General features: G+C 67.1%; 19 protein-coding genes. 7 read left to right on the forward strand and 12 right to left on the reverse strand.

Annotated elements, in window-relative coordinates:
• Nucleotides 1-163: 163 nt before the first annotated feature.
• The 5 genes from TSH64_RS29220 to TSH64_RS29240 all read left to right on the forward strand — a co-directional run bounded on the left by TSH64_RS29220 (nt 164) and on the right by TSH64_RS29240 (nt 6,509).
• Nucleotides 164-868, forward strand: coding sequence for a phosphoadenylyl-sulfate reductase (locus TSH64_RS29220; protein WP_109450387.1), 705 nt, complete (start codon nt 164-166; stop codon nt 866-868).
• Nucleotides 865-1,662, forward strand: a complete 798-nt coding sequence (gene cysD / locus TSH64_RS29225; protein ID WP_109153259.1) for a sulfate adenylyltransferase subunit CysD — start codon at nt 865-867, stop codon at nt 1,660-1,662. The genes TSH64_RS29220 and cysD overlap by 4 nt, the downstream gene beginning before the upstream one ends.
• Nucleotide 1,663: 1 nt before the next feature.
• Complete coding sequence (gene cysC, locus TSH64_RS29230) at nt 1,664-3,532, forward strand: adenylyl-sulfate kinase (RefSeq protein ID WP_109450389.1); 1,869 nt, start codon at nt 1,664-1,666, stop codon at nt 3,530-3,532.
• A 162-nt stretch (nt 3,533-3,694) separates the two neighbouring features.
• Nucleotides 3,695-5,317 carry an ABC-F family ATP-binding cassette domain-containing protein gene (locus TSH64_RS29235; RefSeq protein ID WP_109450391.1) on the forward strand — a complete coding sequence of 541 codons (1,623 nt, stop codon included), beginning with the start codon at nt 3,695-3,697 and terminating at the stop codon, nt 5,315-5,317.
• Between the two features lie 112 nt (nt 5,318-5,429).
• Nucleotides 5,430-6,509 carry a nitronate monooxygenase gene (locus tag TSH64_RS29240; protein WP_109450393.1) on the forward strand — a complete coding sequence of 360 codons (1,080 nt, stop codon included), beginning with the start codon at nt 5,430-5,432 and terminating at the stop codon, nt 6,507-6,509.
• Nucleotides 6,510-6,530: 21 nt separating this feature from the next.
• Here the strand turns inward: TSH64_RS29240 and TSH64_RS29245 are convergent, their stop codons facing one another.
• The 12 genes from TSH64_RS29245 to TSH64_RS29300 form a co-directional block, all read right to left on the reverse strand.
• Nucleotides 6,531-7,559 carry a GGDEF domain-containing protein gene (locus TSH64_RS29245; protein ID WP_109450395.1) on the reverse strand — a complete coding sequence of 343 codons (1,029 nt, stop codon included), beginning with the start codon at nt 7,557-7,559 and terminating at the stop codon, nt 6,531-6,533.
• A 119-nt stretch (nt 7,560-7,678) separates the two neighbouring features.
• A complete protein-coding gene (locus tag TSH64_RS29250) occupies nt 7,679-8,215 on the reverse strand; it encodes a pentapeptide repeat-containing protein (protein ID WP_109450397.1) in 537 nt (178 codons plus the stop codon).
• Between the two features lie 65 nt (nt 8,216-8,280).
• Nucleotides 8,281-8,775, reverse strand: coding sequence for a thioesterase family protein (locus TSH64_RS29255; RefSeq protein ID WP_109450399.1), 495 nt, complete (start codon nt 8,773-8,775; stop codon nt 8,281-8,283).
• Nucleotides 8,772-9,158: a HEPN domain-containing protein gene (locus tag TSH64_RS29260; RefSeq protein ID WP_158285429.1), complete on the reverse strand. Its 387-nt coding sequence runs from the start codon at nt 9,156-9,158 to the stop codon at nt 8,772-8,774. Before TSH64_RS29260 ends, TSH64_RS29255 begins: the two co-directional genes overlap by 4 nt.
• 19 nt (nt 9,159-9,177) lie before the next feature.
• Entirely contained in the window at nt 9,178-9,513 is a 336-nt protein-coding gene (locus TSH64_RS29265) for a nucleotidyltransferase domain-containing protein (RefSeq protein WP_247873208.1), read from the reverse strand.
• Nucleotides 9,514-9,915, reverse strand: a complete 402-nt coding sequence (locus TSH64_RS29270; protein ID WP_109450404.1) for a HEPN domain-containing protein — start codon at nt 9,913-9,915, stop codon at nt 9,514-9,516.
• Entirely contained in the window at nt 9,905-10,237 is a 333-nt protein-coding gene (locus TSH64_RS29275) for a nucleotidyltransferase domain-containing protein (RefSeq protein WP_109450406.1), read from the reverse strand. The genes TSH64_RS29270 and TSH64_RS29275 overlap by 11 nt, the downstream gene beginning before the upstream one ends.
• 50 nt (nt 10,238-10,287) lie before the next feature.
• Nucleotides 10,288-13,779, reverse strand: coding sequence for a methionine synthase (metH, locus tag TSH64_RS29280; RefSeq protein WP_109450408.1), 3,492 nt, complete (start codon nt 13,777-13,779; stop codon nt 10,288-10,290).
• A 51-nt stretch (nt 13,780-13,830) separates the two neighbouring features.
• On the reverse strand, nt 13,831-14,304 hold the full coding sequence (locus TSH64_RS29285; protein WP_109450411.1) for a DUF29 domain-containing protein: 474 nt from the start codon (nt 14,302-14,304) through the stop codon (nt 13,831-13,833).
• 4 nt (nt 14,305-14,308) lie between these two features.
• Nucleotides 14,309-14,782, reverse strand: coding sequence for a DUF29 domain-containing protein (locus TSH64_RS29290; protein ID WP_109450413.1), 474 nt, complete (start codon nt 14,780-14,782; stop codon nt 14,309-14,311).
• 60 nt (nt 14,783-14,842) lie between these two features.
• Nucleotides 14,843-15,748, reverse strand: coding sequence for a methylenetetrahydrofolate reductase [NAD(P)H] (metF, locus tag TSH64_RS29295; RefSeq protein ID WP_109450415.1), 906 nt, complete (start codon nt 15,746-15,748; stop codon nt 14,843-14,845).
• Nucleotides 15,745-16,731 carry a metalloregulator ArsR/SmtB family transcription factor gene (locus tag TSH64_RS29300; protein ID WP_109450417.1) on the reverse strand — a complete coding sequence of 329 codons (987 nt, stop codon included), beginning with the start codon at nt 16,729-16,731 and terminating at the stop codon, nt 15,745-15,747. Before TSH64_RS29300 ends, metF begins: the two co-directional genes overlap by 4 nt.
• 455 nt (nt 16,732-17,186) lie before the next feature.
• Between TSH64_RS29300 and TSH64_RS29305 the strand changes: the two genes are divergently transcribed.
• Together TSH64_RS29305 and TSH64_RS29310 are read left to right on the forward strand one after the other, a co-directional pair.
• The gene (locus TSH64_RS29305) at nt 17,187-17,972 is read left to right on the forward strand and encodes a VacJ family lipoprotein (RefSeq protein ID WP_109450420.1); all 786 of its coding nucleotides are present in this window, start codon (nt 17,187-17,189) and stop codon (nt 17,970-17,972) included.
• A gap of 206 nt (nt 17,973-18,178) precedes the next feature.
• Entirely contained in the window at nt 18,179-18,808 is a 630-nt protein-coding gene (locus TSH64_RS29310; protein ID WP_109450422.1) for an ABC transporter substrate-binding protein, read from the forward strand.
• Nucleotides 18,809-18,841 lie beyond the last annotated feature (33 nt).

Here is an 18,841-nt window from a genome sequence, read left to right on the forward strand (position 1 = left end):
TCAACATATTTCACACAATGATTTGCAGCGCAGCACAAACCTATTAAACAAGTAGAAAATGTATTTACGTTGCACGGGTTTTCCGCCGGTGTTAATGTGCAAACACAGTCATTAAACCTACATAATTAATAGACTTAAAGGCCACCGCGAAAGGCAGCCGACGATGGACGCGGAAACACGGGTGAAGCATCTGACCGAGAGCCACGGCACGCTGGAAGGCGCACCGCTGCTGGCCGCCATGCACGAGCTGTTCGGCGGGCGGATCGCGTTGATGTCGTCCTTCGGCGCCGAATCCGCGGTGCTGCTGGCGCTGGCCGCCGAAGCGACGCCGGATTTCCCGGTTCTGTTTGTGAATACCGGCAAGCTGTTCGGCGAGACCCTGCGCTACCGCGACCAGCTGGTGAAGCGGCTTGGCCTCAGGGATGTGCGGGAGATCGGGCCGACCGCCGACGATCTCGCCGCCGGCGACAGGGACAGCCTGCTGTTCACCCGCGATTACGACGCCTGCTGCCATCTGCGCAAGACGGTGCCGCTGGACCGCGCGCTGGCCACCGCCGGGCTGGAGGCCTGGGTGACGGGCCGCAAGCGCTTCCAGTCCTCCACCCGCTCCGCCCTGCCCCTGTTCGAGGCGGAAGGCGGCCGCGTGAAGGTCAACCCACTGGCCAATTGGGACAAGGCCCGGCTGGAGGAAGAGTTCACACGGCGCGACCTGCCGCGCCACCCGCTGGAAGCCGACGGGTTCCTGTCGATCGGCTGTTTCACCTGCACCGAGCGCGTGGCGCCCGGTGCCGACCCGCGTTCCGGCCGCTGGGCCGGCAGCGCCAAGACCGAATGCGGCATACACACCATGATTGGAACCGCCCGATGAGCGCCGATCTCGACCAGCTCGAAAACCAGAGCATCTATATTCTGCGCGAGGCCTACAACCGCATCGACAAGCTGGCGATGCTCTGGTCGATCGGCAAGGACAGCAACGCGCTGCTGTGGCTCTGCCGCAAGGCGTTCTTCGGCCGCATTCCCTTCCCCGTCGTGCAGCTCGACACCGCGATGGAGCTGCCGGAGGTCTACGAGTTCCGCGACCGCATCACCAAGGAGTGGGACCTCGACCTCAAGGTGGAGCAGTGCCCGCCCGAGGAGGAGATGGACCAGACCCTGCCGCCGCTGACCCGCGCCGCCGCGCGCAAGACGGAAGGTCTGAAGAACCTGCTGCGCGACCATGCGTACCAGGGCGTGATGGTCGGCATCCGCCGCGACGAGCAGGCGACCCGCGCCAAGGAGCGCGTGTTCTCGCCGCGCTCGCTGGAAGGCGACTGGGATGTCAAGGACCAGCCGGCGGAATTCTGGGACCATTACAAGACGCGCTTCCCCGAAGGCGTCCATGTCCGCATCCACCCGCTGCTGGCCTGGACCGAGCTGGACATCTGGCGCTATTCGCAGCGCGAGGGGATTCCCATCGTCCCGCTGTACTTCGCCAAGGACGGCAAGCGCTACCGCTCGCTGGGCGAAAAGAACATCACCTTCCCGGTCGACAGCACCGCGTCCACCATCGACGAGATCATCGCCGAGCTTCAGGTGACCCGCATTCCGGAGCGCGCCGGCCGCGCGATGGACAATGAATCCGAAGACAGCTTCGAGCGCCTGCGCAGCGTGGGGTACATGTAAGATGCCGCATTCTCAACTCCGCATCGTCATCGTCGGCCATGTCGACCATGGCAAGTCCACGCTGATCGGCCGCCTGCTGAACGACACCGGCAGCCTGCCCGACGGCAAGGTCGAACAGGTCCGCGAGATGAGCCGCAAGCGCGGCATGCCGTTCGAGTGGGCCTTCGTCATGGACGCGCTCCAGGCCGAGCGCGACCAGGGCATCACCATCGACACCACGCAGATCCACTTCAAGACGAAGCAGCGCCCCTACGTCATCATCGACGCGCCGGGCCACACCGAGTTCCTGAAGAACATGGTGACCGGCGCCTCCCAGGCCGACGCCGCGCTGCTGGTGATCGACGCCGACGAGGGCGCGCTGGAGCAGTCGCGCCGCCACGCCTTCCTGCTGCACCTGCTGGGCGTGCGTCAGGTCGCGGTGGTCGTCAACAAGATGGACAAGGTCGAGTTCTCCAGCCGCCGCTATGAGGTGGTGGCGCAGGAGATCAAGGACTATCTGGCCGAGCTGGGTCTCCAGCCCAAGGCGGTGATCCCGGTGTCCGCCCGCAACGGCGACAACATCGTCAGCCGCAGCGAGCAGTCGGACTGGTATCTCGGCCCCACGGTGATCGAGCAGCTGGACGCCTTCCGTCCGCAGCAGACCTCGCCCGACCAGCCGCTGCGTTTCCCGCTCCAGGACGTCTACAAGCCGGACGACCGCCGCATCCTGGCCGGCCGCATCGAGAGCGGGCGCCTGCGCGTCGGCGACACCCTGCACTTCTCGCCCACCGGCGCCAGCGCCAAGGTGGTCAGCATCGAGGCGTGGAACCATCCGGAGACCGTGCTGTCGGCCCAGGCCGGGCAGAGCATCGGCATCACGCTGGACAAGCGCATCTTCGCCGAGCGCGGCCACATCGCCCACCACCAGTCCGACGCCCCCACCCTGGCCCACCGGCTGAGCGTGCGGCTGTTCTGGCTGGTGTCGGACCCGCTGGTGGTCGGCAAGACCTACACGCTGAAGATCGCCACCGCCGAACACCGGGTGACGGTGGAGCAGGTGACGGCGGTCATCAACGTGGAGGATCTGTCCAGCACCCCCGGCAAGGCGGTCCGCCGCAACGAGGTGGCCGAGGTCGTCCTGCGCTCCCGCTCGCCCATCGCGCTCGATCTGGCGTCGGACCTGCCGCGCACCGGCCGTGGCGCTTTGATCGACGGCAACGACGTGGTCGGCGGCTGCCTGGTGGTGGAGATCGAGGACAGTGCTGCGGCCAACATCACCGAGGTGTCGCACACCGTCTCGCTGGAGGAGCGCGCCCAGTCCAACGGCCACAAGGGCGGCGTCATCTGGCTGACCGGCCTGTCGGGTGCCGGCAAGTCGACGCTGGCGATGGCGCTGGAACGCGCGCTGTTCGACCGCGGCTGGCAGACCTTCGTGCTGGACGGCGATAATGTCCGCAACGGCCTGAACGCCGGGCTGGGCTTCTCCGCCGACGACCGGGCGGAGAACATCCGCCGGGTGGCAGAGACGGCGAAGCTGTTCGCCGACGCCGGCATGGTGGTGATCGCCTCGCTGATCTCGCCGCTGAAGGCCGACCGGGCGCGGGCGCGGGTGATCGGCGGCGAGCGCTTCCACGAGGTGCATGTCGCCGCCAACCTCGCCACCTGCGAGGAGCGCGACCCGAAGGGCCTCTACAAGAAGGCGCGGGCCGGCGAGATCGCCGAGTTCACCGGCATCTCGGCCCCCTACGAGGCGCCGGACCAGCCCGAACTGGTGATCGACACCGACGCGCTGAGCCGCAGCGAGGCGCTGGCCCAGCTGCTGGACTATGTCGACGAGACCTTGGGCAAGAACAGCCTGAAGTCGGAAAAAGAGCTGACTTATGTGATCTGAGGGTCAGTTTCATAGGGTGTGGCATCGGGCGCGGGGGAAAGACCGCGCCCGATGCTTTTTCAGCCGATGCCGCCCCCCGCCCCATCAACCCTCCCCCCTCCCCGGATCCTGTGGCATAAGGGGCCGCCCTCACGCATCACGCCCCAAGGACCCCTGCCGCCCATGATCCGCTTCGATAACGTCAGCAAGCAGAACGGCCACCGCATCCTGTTCCTGGAGGCCTCCGCGGCGCTCAATCGGGGTGAGAAGATCGGGCTGGTCGGTCCTAACGGTGCCGGCAAGACCACCCTGTTCCGCATGATCACCGGCGAGGAGCAGCCGGACGGCGGACAGGTGGCGATCGAGAAGCAGGTCAGCATCGGCTATTTCAACCAGGATGTCGGCGAGATGTCCGGGCGCTCCGCTGTGGCGGAGGTGATGGACGGCGCCGGGCCGGTCAGCGTCATTGCCGCCGAACTGGCGGAGCTGGAAGCCGCCATGGCCGACCCCGACCGCGCCGACGAAATGGACGCCATCATCGAACGCTACGGCGAGGTCCAGGCGCGTTTCGACGAGCTGGGCGGCTATGAGCTGGAGGGCAAGGCGCGCGAGGTGCTGGCCGGCTTGAGCTTCAGCCAGGAGATGATGGACGGCGATGTCGGCGGCCTGTCGGGCGGCTGGAAGATGCGTGTGGCGCTGGCCCGCATCCTGCTGATGCGCCCCGACGCCATGCTGCTCGACGAGCCGAGCAACCATCTGGACATCGAAAGCCTGATCTGGCTGGAAGGGTTCCTGAAGGGCTACGAGGGCGCCCTGCTGATGACCTCGCACGACCGCGAGTTCATGAACCGCATCGTCACCAAGATCATCGAGATCGATGGCGGCACCCTGACCAGCTATTCCGGCGACTACGGCTTCTATGAGAAGCAGCGGGCGCTGAAGGAGAAGCAGCAGGAGGCGCAGTTCGAGCGCCAGCAGGCGATGCTGGCGAAGGAGCTGAAGTTCATCGAGCGCTTCAAGGCCCGCGCCTCGCACGCCTCCCAGGTGCAGAGCCGGGTCAAGAAGCTGGACAAGATCGAACGCTTCGAGCCGCCCAAGCGCCGCCAGGTGGTGACCTTCGATTTCCCGCCGGCCCCGCGCTCCGGCGACGACGTGGCGGTGCTGAAGAACGTCCACAAGGGCTATGGCAGCCGGTCCATTTATGAAGGGCTGGACCTGACCATCCGCCGCAAGGAGCGCTGGTGCGTGATGGGCGTCAACGGCGCCGGCAAATCGACCCTGCTGAAGCTGATCGCCGGGACGACCGAACCCGACAGCGGCACCGTCACCGTCGGCGGCAGCGTCAAGATGGGCTATTTCTCCCAGCACGCCATGGAGCTGCTGGACGGCGACCAGACCATCTTCGAGGCGCTGGAGGCGCATTTCCCGCAGGCCAGCCAGGGCTCGCTGCGGGCGCTGGCCGGCTGCTTCGGCTTCTCCGGCGATGATGTGGAAAAGCGGTGCCGCGTGCTGTCGGGCGGCGAGAAGGCCCGTCTGGTGATGGCGATCATGCTGTTCAACCCGCCCAACTTCCTGGTGCTGGACGAGCCGACCAACCACCTGGACCTCGACACCAAGCAGATGCTGATCCAGGCGCTGGCGGCCTATGAGGGCACAATGCTTTTCGTGTCGCACGACCGTCATTTCCTGGCAGCATTGTCCAACCGCGTGCTGGAGCTGACGCCGGAGGGAATCCACCAGTATGGCGGCGGCTATACCGAGTATGTCGAGCGCACCGGGCAGGAGGCGCCGGGGCTGCACAGCTGAGCCCCGGACCTTCCCATCACCCTGAGTGAACGCGTCCTTCAGAACAAGTCATTGGTCGTGAAGTCCGCCGGGGCGTAGCATCGCCTCCGTTGTCGAAGCGACGGAGGCGGACATGCCCTCTCACACGGACTCCCTTGAACGGCTGGGGCTGCGGTCGCCGGTGATCCAGGCGCCGATGGCGGGGGGCGGCGACACGGCTGCCCTGGTCGCTGCAGTCAACGAGGCCGGCGGCCTTGGTTTCGTCGGCGCCGCCTACCTGACCGGAGAGCAGATCGCCGAGCGGGCGCTCGCCATCCGTCAGCGCACTGCCCTGCCCTTCGGCATCAACCTGTTCGCGCCGACGCCGCCCCCCGGACCGGCACCGATGATGGCCGAGGCGATGGCCCGCCTGAGGCCCTTCCATGCCGAGCTTGGCCTGCCGGACGCGGAGGAGCCCGCCTATGGCGGCGACATGTTCGACCGGCAGTTCACCGCCCTGCTCGACAGCGGTGCCGCCTTCTACAGCGTCACCTTCAGGCTGCCGCCGGCCGACAGCGTGGCGGCGGCCAAGGCGCGCGGCATGCGGGTGCTGGGCACCGCGACCACCGTGGCGGAGGCGGTGGCCCTGGAACGGGCCGGCGTCGATGCGGTGATCGCCCAGGGCAGCGAGGCCGGCGGGCATCGCGGCAGCTTCATCGGCGATCCGGCCGCCAATCTGGTCGGCACGATGGCGCTGGTGCCGCAGGTGGCCGACGCGGTGGGCGTGCCGGTGATCGCGTCGGGCGGCATCATGGACGGGCGCGGCATCGCCGCGGCGCTGGCCCTGGGCGCCTGCGCGGTGCAGATGGGCACGGTGTTCCTGACCACGGAAGAGGCCGGCATCCCCGAGGCGCACAAGGCCGCCATCCTGTCGGCACGCGAGGACCAGACCCGGATCACCCGGGCCTTCTCAGGCCGGCCGGCACGCGGCGTCGTCAACCGCTTCATGGAGACGGTGGAGGACCCGCGGGCGCCCAAGGCGGTGCTGCCCTTCCCCTTGCAGAACGCGCTGACCCGCCCGCTGCGCACCGCCGCCGGCAAGGCCGGCCGGGCGGAGTTCCTGTCGCTGTGGGCCGGACAGGGGCTGACGCTTGCCCGGCGGCGCCCGGCGGGGGACCTGGTGGCGGATTTGCTCCGCGGGACGGAGGAGGTACGGCGCAGGCTTGCCGGTTGACTGGACAGCCGGCCGGCCAGTTCAGACGGCCTCGGCCGTCACCCGGTTGCGGCCGCTGCGCTTGGCGGCGTAGAGCGCTTGGTCGGCGCGACGGACCAGCGTCAGGGCCGGTTCGCCGGGGCGGAACTGGGCGACGCCGACCGACAGCGCGACGGTGCCGTAATTGGCGTTGCGCGCCTTGTTCACGATCTGGCGCCCGCCGACGAAGGCCCGCACCTGCTCCGCCAGCTTGGTGGCGTTCTCCAGGCTGGTGCGCGGCAGGATGATCGCGAACTCCTCCCCGCCATAGCGGGTGGCGGTGTCGCGGCCCTTGATGCATTCGGTCAGCATGCGGGCGACCAGCTTCAGCACATGGTCGCCGACCAGATGGCCGTGGGTGTCGTTGAAGCTCTTGAAATGGTCGATGTCGACCATCAGCAGCGACAGCGGCTGCTCGTCGCGCACCGACGCCTCCATCGCCTCCTCCAGCATCAGGTCGAAGGCCTTGCGGTTGCCGATGCCGGTCAGCCCGTCGGTCAGCGCCTCGCGCCGCGCGCTGTCCAGGCTGACCCGCATCTCCGCCAGCTGCTGGCTCGATTCCTGAAGCTGCAGCTGGAGCGCCGTCTGCCGGTCGACGATCTCCTTGGTCTCCGCGGCGATGGCGGCGACCATGGCACGCAGTTCCAACAGGCTGAGCGGCTGGTCAAGCTCCTCCCGGAAGCCGGACAGGGCGTTGCCGTAGCGCTCCGTCTCCGATCCGACATTGCCCAGCTGCTCCAATATGCGCCCCAGGGCATAGCGGGCTTTGTCGGAGGTCTCACGGATTGCCTGGGCTTCGGCGTCCATGGTGAAGAAGCGCTTGTACAGCTCGTCGCACAGCGTCTGCGAGGCGGCCAGCCCATCGCGGCGCGCCAGATCGATGGCGCGGGTCAGGTCCGGGTTGTTGCCGCTGTAATAGACGTACCAAAGCGTGAAGTTTTCCGGGGTGGCCGGCAGCCGGTCGGACAGCATCCGCTCCATGGCCTTCGCGGCGAGGCCGCTGGAACGCTCGAAATCCTCCGCAGTTGCCACGACCGCCGTCCGTCCAAAATCATTAGATTTCGAACGGTACGCGGCGCAAGCCCTTACGGCAAGAAGGTTTTTGGGAACAAGGCGAGATGTTACAACCGCTTTGGTTGTGCACTATCCGATTAATTGCATTGTCCGACGGAGCTCTCGGCACAGACATGCTTGCCGTCGGTCCAGCGGGCTCCCGAAAGGTCGGCATGGCGCAGGTCGGTGCCGGACAGCTTCGCTCCCGTCAGGTCGGCACGCGCCAGCGACGCGCCCACCATCTTGGCATTGCGCAGGTCGGCCTCGCGGAAGCTGGCGCCGGTCAGGTCGGCGCGGGTGAAATCGGCCTCGATCAGGCGGGCCTTGTCGAAGACCGCGCCGGGGGCGGCGGCGCTGATGAACTTGGCACGGTAGCCGTCGGCATCAGTCAGCTTCGCCTCGCCCAGGCTGGCGCGCTGAAAGGTCGCATCGCGCAGCATGGCGCCGCTGAGATCGACACCGGTCAGCGTCTGCCCTTCCAGCGAGCAGCGCCGCCAATTGACCTTCGGCTGCGCCGCGTCGGTGCAGTCGGCCAGCGCCGGACCCACGGAAAGGACGGTCAGCACGGCCGCGGCGGCGGCGAGACTGCCGGAACGGATGCGCAGGCGAAGCGGCGGGACGGGTGCGGTTCTCATCCCTCGATAGATGGGGGCACCGCCGCTCAACTCAACCACCAGGCCGCTGCAAGCAGGGCTTGCGGTTATCCGGCACCTCGGGAACCGTCCAGCCGGGCAACCGCACGCCCCGCCTGCGGCGGCCGGGGAAGGGCGGCATGGGCCGCCGCCTGTCCGGCCAGCGCCGCCGCGACGGCCGGTGGGAAGGGGCCGGTCTTCCGTGTGCCGAGATCGACGTGCAGCAGCATGAACTCCGCCGTCGCCGCCAGCCACCCCTCTTCGGCATGCCGCATTTCGTGGAACAGGTGCAGCCGCTTGGCATCTGCGCCGAGCAGCAGCGAGTCGAAGCGCAGCGGCGTCCCCTCCGTCACCTCGCGGGCATAGGTCAGGTGGGCGTCGACGACGAAGACCGAGCGGTTCTCCGCCGCGACATAAGCCTTGCCGATCCCGAACCGGTCCAGCACGGCGTCCGTCGCATGGTCGAAGGCCAGCAGGTAATAGGCGACGTTCATGTGCCCGTTGTAGTCGATCCACTCCGGGCGGACGGTTTCTCGGTGGAGGGTCAGGGGGGCGGGGGTCATGCACAGGATCCGGTGGCAGACGAAATGGTGAGTGCGATGCTGTCGCGGGTCGCTTCGATCTCGTCAAGCCAGCCGAACACCTCCTCCGGGGTCGGTTCGTCGGAGACATCGCCCGCCTCACCCGGATACCGGTACAAGGTGGCGAAGGCGGTGAAGCGCCCGAGAGGCGACAAGCATTCCCGGATCGGCAGATCATGCGGGATACGCATGACGAGCAAATCGATATCGTGGGAACGGGGGACATCGAGGTCCAGCCAGACCAGAACCGCCTTGACCAGCTTTTCAGCAGCCTGTTGGCAATGGTAGGTAGCGGCCGTGACGATGGGATCCGGAACGGACAGGCAGGCCCGGCCTGCGCGCAGGTAGACGGTCGCCGTTGCCAACCATGCTTCGGGTCCGACCCTAAGCCCCATAGACACGCACCCCCTCATGCGTGGCCTTGTAACTCAACGTGCCGACCTGATTCCTGTTCGCTTCGAAGAAGGAACGGCGGCAGGGCACGATGTCAGCCGGGATGCCGGTCCCGGACTTGGCTGCATGGGCAAAGACGGCCGACCGCCGTTCCTTCGGCGCGTCGTCCGGGACGATCACCAACAGGTCGTAATCGCTATCCTCATCGAAATCGCCGCGCGCCCGGCTGCCGAACAGATAGACGGCTTCCGGCTCCAGGGCCGGGACGATCCGGTCCAGCAGGATTCGCAGCTTCTCGTCGTTCCGTGCGTCGATGGCATCCATCATCTACGCCTTTGCTTCCAGAAAAGCGGAAACCGTCGCCCGTACCTGCTCGATTTCAGCCAGCCAATGGGACACGTCGTCGGGATCGGGTTCGTCCGGCGGGCCGTCGAAGATATCCATGCTCGGATAGCGGAAAGCCGCGGCATAAATCGTGAAGCGCTCCAATGGCAACAAGGTCGCACGCAAGGGGTGATCGGGCGGCACATCGTCCAGCAATGCCACGATGTTGTGTTGTTTCGGCGGATGGCGTCCGAAGGAGACAAGAACCGCCTTGACCAACTTCTCCGCCGCCTGCTGGCAATGGTAGGCCGCGGACTTGACCGCAGAGCCCACGAGGCAAGCACGGATCGCCCGGATGTCCTCGTCAACCACCGCCAGCCAGGCCGTGACCACCCTATCGACCATAAACCCGCACCCCGAAGTGATTGGCCTCGTAACAGAGCGTTCCCACCGAATCCTTGTTTCGTTCAAAGCCGGTGCGGGAACAGGGAATGATGTCGGCCGGAACCCGAGACTGCCGGCTGGCCTCGAAGGCGGTGGACATCGACCGCCGTTCTTTCGGTGCATCGTCCGGGACGATCACCAGCAGGTCGTAATCGCTGTCCTCGTCGAAATCGCCGCGCGCCCGGCTGCCGAACAGGTAGACGGCTTCCGGCTCCAGGGCCGGGACGATCCGGTCCAACAGGATTTGCAGCTTCTCGTCGTTCCGCGCGTCGACCATAGCCATGAAGACCTCCGCCGCCCATCCTAACACGGAACGGGCGGCGGAGGATCAAATCACACCGAGAAGTACTTGGCCCGCGGGTGGTGCAGGACGATGGCCGAGGTGCTCTGCTCGGGATGGAGCTGGTCCTCGTCCGACATCTCGATGCCGATGCGGCCGGCATCCAGCAGCTTCAGCAGCTGTTCCTGGTCCTTCAGGTTCGGACAGGCCGGATAGCCGAAGCTGTAGCGGCTGCCGCGGTAGGACTGCTGCAACAGCTTCTCCTTGTCGCGGCTGTCTTCCGAGCCATAGCCCAGCTCCGCACGGATGCGGGCATGGACATATTCCGCCATCGCCTCGGTCATCTCCACCGACAGGCCGTGCAGGTAGAGATAGTCCTGGTAACGGTTCTCGGCGAACCACTCCCGCGCCACCTCGGCACAATGCTGGCCCATGGTGACGACCTGGAGGCCGAGCACGTCACGCTCCGGATCGGTCACGTCGCGCAGGAAGTCGGCGATGCACTCGCCATCCTCCTTGCCCTGACGCGGCAGCGAGAAGCGCGCGGCCTCGGTGGTGCCGTCCTCCTCGAACAGGATGACGTCGTTGCCGTCGGCCGCCGCCTTCCAATAGCCGTAGACGGCGGTCGGGCGCAGGATTTCCTCCTTCGCCGCGATCTGGAGAATGCGGTCGAGCACAGGCCGCAGCTCCTTCTTCGCCCACTCCTTGAACTCCTCGAAGGACTTGCCGTCCTTCCGGTAGCCCCATTGCAGCTGGTAGAGCATCCGCTCGTTCAGGTAGGTGACCAACGTCTTCAGCGGCACATGGTCGATCAGCTTCGGCCCCCAGAAGGGCGGGGTCGGCACCGGAACGCCCTCGGCCAGCCGGTGGCGGCGGGCGCGGACGGCGTCCTTGTCCACCGGGCCGGTGGCGGCACTGGTCGCCTGCCCCAGGACGCGGCGGCGGTTGGTCGCCTTGCCGGCGCGCTTGGCCTGCTGGATGGCGAGCTGCTGGTCGAAGCTGCCCTCCACCACCTTGTCCATCAGGGTCAGCCCGTCGAAGGCGTCGCCGGCGTAGGCGACGCGGCCCGAGCCGTAGGAGGCCACGCAGTCGCCCTCGACATAGGCGCGGGTCAGCGCCGCACCGCCGAGCAGGACCGGCACCTCCAGCCCCTCGCGGGTCATCTCCTCAAGGTTCTCGCGCATAACCACGGTGGATTTCACCAGCAGGCCGGACATGCCGATGGCGGTGGCCTTGTGCTCCTTGGCGGCCTGGATGATGGCGCTCACCGGCTGCTTGATGCCGAGATTGACCACCTTGTAGCCGTTGTTGGTCAGGATGATGTCGACGAGGTTCTTGCCGATGTCATGGACGTCGCCCTTGACGGTGGCGAGCACCAGCGTGCCCTTCTGCTGACCCTCGATCTTCTCCATGTGCGGTTCCAGCCACGCCACGGCGGCCTTCATCGTCTCGGCCGATTGCAGCACGAAGGGCAGCTGCATCTTGCCGGCGCCGAACAGTTCGCCCACCACCTTCATGCCGTCGAGCAGGTAGGTGTTGATGATCTCCAGCGGCGGGTGGGTCTTCATCGCTTCCGCGAGATCGTCCTCCAGCCCGGTGCGGTCGCCGTCGACGATGCGCTCCTTCAGCCGTTCCTCGACGGTTTCGGCCCGCGCCTTCTTCTTGGCATCCGCCGCCTTGCGGCCCTCGAACAGGGCGATGAAGGCCTGGAGCGGGTCGTACCCCTCGGCGCGGCGGTCGAAGATCAGATCCTCGGCGGTCTTGACCTCCTTCTCGGGGATCTGGTGCAGCGGCAGGATCTTGGAGACATGGACGATGGCGCCCGTCATCCCCTTCTTCACCGCATGGTCGAGGAAGACCGAGTTCAGCACATGGCGCGCCGCGGCGTTGAGGCCGAAGGAGACGTTGGACAGGCCGAGGATGATCTGGCAGCCGGGCATCTCGCGGGCGATCGCCTCGATGCCCTCGAGCGTCCAGATTGCGAGCTTGCGGTCATCCTCGTTGCCGGTGGCGATGGTGAAGGTCAGCGGGTCGAACAGCAGGTCGGATGGGGCGAGGCCGTATTCGTTCACCGCCAGATCGTAGAGCCGCTTGGCGATCTCCAGCTTGCGGTCCGGCGTCTTCGCCATGCCCTCTTCATCGATGGTCAGGGCGATGACGGCGGCGCCGAACTTCTTGGCCAGCGCCAGACGCTGCCTTGCCGGTTCCTCGCCGTCCTCGAAGTTGATGGAGTTGAGGATCGCCTTGCCGCCATAGAGCGCCAGCGCCTGCTCCAGAACCTTGTACTCGGTCGAATCGACCACCAGCGGCGCCGTCACCGAGCCGGAGAAGCGGGAAATGACCGCGTTCATCTCCGCCACCTCGTCACGGCCGACGAAGGCGGTGCAGACGTCCAGCGAGTGGCTGCCCTCCTTCACCTGCTCGCGCGCCATCTCGACGCAGCCGTCCCAGTCGTTCTTCTCCTGCAACTCGCGCCACTTCTTGGAACCGTTGGCGTTGCAGCGCTCGCCGATGGCGAAGAAGGCGTTCTCCTGGCGCAGCGTCACCTGGGAGTAGAGCGAGGCCACCGCCGGCACCCAATGGACGGTGCGGCCCTTCGGCGCCGGACGGTGCGAGCCGGCCGGAGCCAGCTTGCGCAGCATCTGGTTCGCCGCCGCGATGTGGGGGACGTTGGTGCCGCAGCAGCCGCCGACGAGGTTGACCCCGTCCTCACCGACGAAGCGCTCCAGCCAGTGGGCGAAGTCGTCGGCGCGGAGCGGGTAATGGGTCTTGCCGTCGACCAGTTCGGGCAGGCCGGCATTGGGCTGGACCGAGATCAGGCCCGGCCAGTTCTGCGACAGCCAGCGCACATGCTCGCTCATCTCCAGCGGGCCGGTGGCGCAGTTCAGTCCCATCAGCGGCACGTCCAGCGCCTGGATGACGGTGGCCGCCGCGGCGATGTCGGTGCCGACCAGCAGCGTGCCGGTGGTCTCCACCGTGACCTGGACGAAGACGGGGGTGTCGCTGTTGGCCTCTGCCCGCGCGCGCTTGATGCCGTTGACGGCGGCCTTGATCTGCAAGGGATCCTGGCAGGTCTCGACCAGGATGGCGTCGGCGCCGCCGGCGATCAGGCCGGCGGCCTGGACATAGAAGCTGTCCTCCGCCGGCTGATAGGCGATGTGGCCGAGGCTGGGCAGCTTGGTGCCCGGCCCGATGGAGCCGATGACGAAGCGCGGCTGCCCGTCCTTGAAGCTTTCCGCCGCCTCGCGCGCCAGCTCGACCGCGCGCTGGTTGATCTCGAAGGCCTTCTCGGAGATGCCGAACTCGCCCAGCGTCACCGGCGAGGCGCCGAAGGTGTCGGTCTCCACCATGTCGGCGCCGGCCTCGAAATAGCCGCGATGGATGTCGCGGACGATGTCCGGGCGCGACAGGGGCAGGATGTCGGTGCAGTTCTCGTGCCCCCAGTAATCCTTCTCGACGTCGAGGTCGAGCGCCTGGATGCGGCTGCCGAACCCGCCGTCGCAAAGCAGAACACGGTCACGCAGGGTGTCGAGGATGTGGGCCATGGGAATGCGTCTTGTCCGTTATTTGGCGGGTTCAGGGCAGAAAAGGCAGGGTCAGGTCAGGCCGTGGCGGCTCTTTGGCCACCAGTCCTCGTCAAGAAGCTGGTCCAGAGAATAGGGGCAGTCGGCCGGAAGGTCGTTCGGTCGCATGCCATCACGCTCCAGACCGAGAGCGGCGATCTTGCGACCGGACTTGTAAATGTTGGCGGTGTCGATCCGTCCGCGAAGGCTGGGACTGGCCGACAAGTCGCGGGCAACACGGTCGCGGTGTTCGAGGACGGAGACCTTCCAATCGCCGCGAGGATCGGCCGCCGGGGAGTGTTCCAGCTTCAGCAGATGCTCGATCACACGGACCAGCGCGCTTTCGACCGCGCGCAACTCCGACCGGCCCATGCTTTCGATCTCCTCAGCGACATTCTCCCAGTCGATGGGCGTGTTGATGCGCCCGCGCGCCGCCTCGCGGAGCAGGCGGGCCTGCTCCTCGGTCCAGGCGAGGAAGTCGGTGTCGTATCCGATCCGGCTGTCCATTGGCTCAGCCCTCCAGCCCGTGGCGGTTCAGCGGCCACCAGTCGGGATCGCGAAGATCCTCCAGGGCGTAAGGGCAATCCTTCGGCAGCGCGTCGATGGCGATGCTGTCGTCCTGGCAGGCGTCGTCACGACCGTCCAGCCATGCCTTTCCCAGGATCTCGGCCGGCCAGCGCTGCAGGCTCGGATGGTCTTCCAGCTTGTCCTGCAGATGGCGGCGGGCCTTGGTCACGGAGATCCGCCATTTCCGGCGCGGATAGGGATCGGGCGACTGTTCGAGTTTCAGAAGATGCTCGATCACCGTGGCCAGATGGCTGCGGATCGCGTCCTTGACCTGCCCGCCCATGATGTCGAGTTCCTCGGCGATGTGCTCCCAATCGATGGGCGAGTTGGAGCGTTCGGTCGCCGCTTCGCGCAGCAGACGCGCCTGTTCCTGGGTCCAGGCGTAGAAGTCCGTGTCGTATCCGATCCGGCTGTCCATGTCATCGCCCTCCCGCGACAATTTGCCGTCCCAGCGTAGCACAGGGCGGCGGCCGGCGCCCTACCCCGCCACCGCTGCCGCCGCCGGAGCGGCCTTCGCCTTGACGCCCAGCATGCGGCAGATGGCGATGGTCAGGTCGGAGCGGTTCAGCGTGTAGAAGTGGAAGTCGTTCACGCCCTGCGCCTGCAAGGCCTGGCACTGCTCCGCCGCCACCGTCGCGGCGACGAGCTGACGGGTCTCCGGGTCGTCGTCCAGACCCTCGAAGGTCTCGGCCAGCTTCGCCGGCATCGAGGCGCCGCACTTGCCGGCGAACTCCACCGCGCGGGCGAAGTTGGTGATCGGCAGGATGCCGGGGACGATCGGCACATGGATGCCGGCCGCCGCACAGCGGTCGAGGAAACGGAAATAGGCGTCGTTGTCGAAGAAGAACTGGGTGATGGCCCGGGTGGCGCCGGCATCGACCTTGCGCTTCAGGTTGTCGAGGTCGAACTGGGCGCTCGGCGCCTCCGGATGGCTTTCGGGATAGGCGGCCACCGAGATCTCGAAATCGGCGATGCGCTTCATCCCCGCCACCAGATCGGCGGCATAGGCGTAACCGCCGGGGAACGGCTCGTATTGCCCGCCGATGCCGCCCGCCGTCTCCGGCGGATCGCCGCGCAGCGCCACCAGATGGCGGATGCCGGCATCCCAATAGGTGCGGGCGATGGCGTCGATCTCGTCGCGGGTGGCGCCGACGCAGGTGAAATGGGCGGCGGCCGGGATGCCGGTCTCGTCCTGGATGCGGCAGACGGTGGCGTGGGTGCGCTCGCGCGTCGAGCCGCCGGCACCGTAGGTCACCGACACGAAGCTGGGCGACAGCGGGGCCAGCCGCCGGATCGACTGCCACAGGCTCTGCTCCATCTTCTCCGACTTGGGCGGGAAGAACTCGAAGCTGATGGACGGCAGCGCAGAGGTGGGCGCGGTCATGACGGAACTCCGCTGAGCGAGTGGGCGGTCTTCGGGAAGGAAATGGCGGCGCCGGCGGCAAGGCGGGTGGCCGGCCAGACGGAAACGGTGAGCGGGTCGCCCGGCAGCTGCACCACCGGGCCGCAGTCGAGGCCGGACTGGCGGCACCAGCCGGCGACCTCGGCATCGGAGAAGCCAAGGCGGCGGTGGGCGTGTTCCTCGCGCAGGGCTTCAAGATGATGGGGGGCGAAATCGACGATCAGCAGCAGCCCGCCGGGGCGCAGGACCCGCGCCGCCTCGGCCAGGACGCCGGACGGCGATTCGGTGTAGTGCAGCACCTGATGGATCACCGCGGCATCGAAGGAGCCGGAGGGGAACGGCAGCTGGTACATGTCGGCCTGGCGGACATGGCAGTGGCGAAGCCCCGCCTCCTCCAGCCGGTTGCGGGCGACGGCCAGCATCTCGCGCGACTGGTCTACCCCGATCGCGCGATGGACGCGCCCGGCGAGCACCTCCAGCATCCGTCCGGTGCCGGTGCCGATATCCAGCAGCTCCTCCATCCCCTCTTCCGGGAACAGGCGCAGCAGAGCGGCCTCGACCTCGCCTTCCGCAACGTGAAGGGAGCGGATTTCGTGCCAGCGCGCAGCATTCTCACGGAAATAGGCGGCAGCACTCTCCGAGCGGGACCGCTTGATGGCGTCCAGCCGCTCCAGATCGAGGATGAGTGTGGCGTCGTCCGCGGGGATGGCGTCGACCAGGACGCGCGCCAGTTCGGCCGACTGCCCCTTCTCGGCCAGCCGGTAAAAGGCGAAGGTCCCCTCGCGGAAGCGGTCGAGCAGGCCGGCATCGCACAGGAGCTTCAGGTGGCGCGAGACGCGCGGCTGGCTCTGGCCCAGGATCTGGGTCAGTTCGGTCACCGTCAGCTCGCCGTGCGCGCAGAGTGCCAGCAGCCGCAGTCGCGTCGTTTCGGCCGCCGCCTTCAGCGTCGCAAGCAGATCGTCCATCGCCTCACGTCCGATTCGGGCCGGGAAAGGAGCCGGCCGGACGGGACACCCCGCCCCACCGGCCTGGATACAGATATAAAGATATCTTTATGCATCGTAAACCGCTTTTCGCAGCCGCTTGCATCGATGCCCGCGACAGGTCCGCGCCGGCCCGACCCGGTGCCGGCAGTCCGCGGCGGAAAGCGGCGGGATGCAAGCTCTCCCGCCGCATTGCGGCAAAGCCGACACAGTCACCGCGCCCTCTCCTGCGACAGGCTGGCGCATGCTGGTCAAAAGGCGAAGCCTGTGTTAGGTCAGGAAACGGTGGAAATTCTGCGATATCTCGCCCAATCTTCCTCCCGACCGCGTAGCCACCTTGCCAGGGTTGAGGACTCCAGCCATCGGGGTCTTCGGTTGTGGACAGGAGATGCGGCGACCCGCACCGAGTCGAGCCCACAGATAAAGAGCCGTCGCACATGAAGCTGGCCAGCCTTTCCCGCTCCCTCCTCCGTTCGGCCACCGTGGTGGCCTTCGCCCTGACGGCCACGGCCTGCGCGACCAACCCGGGCGACTCGGGTGCTGCGGATGCGGCCTACCAGGTCAGCGACCCGCTGGAGATCCCCAACCGCTTCGTCTTCGCCGCCAACGAGGCGGCGGACGTGCTGGTGATCCGCCCGGCGGCCGAGGTCTATGTGGGGGTCGTGCCCGATCCGGTGCGCGACGCCATCCACAACTTCATCGACAACCTGATGTCGCCGCTCTACATCGCCAACAACCTGTTGCAGGGCAATGTGGAGGGGGCGACGAACGCCACCGGCCGCTTCCTGACCAACACCATCCTGGGCGCCGGCGGCATCGCCGACGTCGCGTCGCAGGCGGGCATCCCGCATGCGCCGGAGGATTTCGGCCAGACGCTGGCGGTGTGGGGCGTTGGCGACGGGCCGTATCTGGTCCTGCCGCTGCTGGGTCCGTCGAACCTGCGCGACACCGCCGGCTACGCCGTCGACACCGTGGGCGACCCGATCCGCATCTGGGCCTACGCCAACGACCACAAGGGCGCCTACATGACCCGCGGCATCGTCAGCGCCGTCGACCGCCGGTCGGAGGTGCTGAAGGAGGTCGACGACCTGCGCCGCAACTCGCTGGACTTCTATGCCACCGTGCGCAGCCTGTACCAGCAGCAGCGCCGGGCGGCGATCAGCAACAACAAGGCCGGCACGACTCCGGAATTCCCGGACTTCACCACCGCGCCGAAGCCCTGATCCGTCCCTGACACCTCTTGGCCCCGTCCATCGCGACCGCCGCACGCTCCCTCCGGGAACGGGTGCGGCGACCGCGGCGGCGGGCAAACCGGCGGCCATGGATGCCGGAGCCGGGAGCGTAAGCCTCCTCCAAAAGCATCCGGCGGCAACCCAAAGGCCAGATGACCGTTGACAAAGCCCCAGCAACAGCCACTTTTCGCCCCATCATGCTGACACGCCGCCAGTTTGTCGCGTCCGCTGCCCTGCTCGCGGTGAGCGGTTGGGCCGGGCACTCTCTCATCTCTCCCGCAGCCGCGCAAACCGCGGACCAGGGGGCAAGCGCGTTCATCCAGAAGCTGGGGAACGACGCCATCGCAACCTTCTCGGACAAGAGCCTGTCGCGCGATCAGGCGATCCAGCGCTTCCGCACGCTGCTGTACGCCGGCTTCGACGTGCCGTACATCGGCCGCTGGGTGCTGGGCCGCTACTGGAACAACGCCAACGAGGCGCAGCGGACCGAATACCAGAAGCTGTTCGAACAGCTGATCGTCAACACCTATGCCGAGCGCTTCGTCGAGTATTCCGGCGAGACGTTCAAGATCGCCGGCGTCAGCCCGGCCGGTGAAGCCGACAGCATGGTGACGACGCAGATCGTCCGTCCCAACGGCCCGCCGGTGAATGTCAGCTGGCGTGTCCGCAAGGGCGGCGCCGACTACAAGATCATCGACGTGGTGGTGGAGAATGTCAGCATGGGCGTGACCCAGCGGCAGGAATTCGCCTCCGTCATCGAACAGAATGGCGGCCGCATCGACGGGTTGATCCAGGCGCTGCGCCAGAAGGTCGGCCGCACCGGCTGACCGTTCGACAGCAGTCTAACCTACCGCGAAGCC

The organism is Azospirillum sp. TSH64, assembly GCF_003116035.1.
Classification (GTDB): Bacteria; Pseudomonadota; Alphaproteobacteria; order Azospirillales; family Azospirillaceae; genus Azospirillum.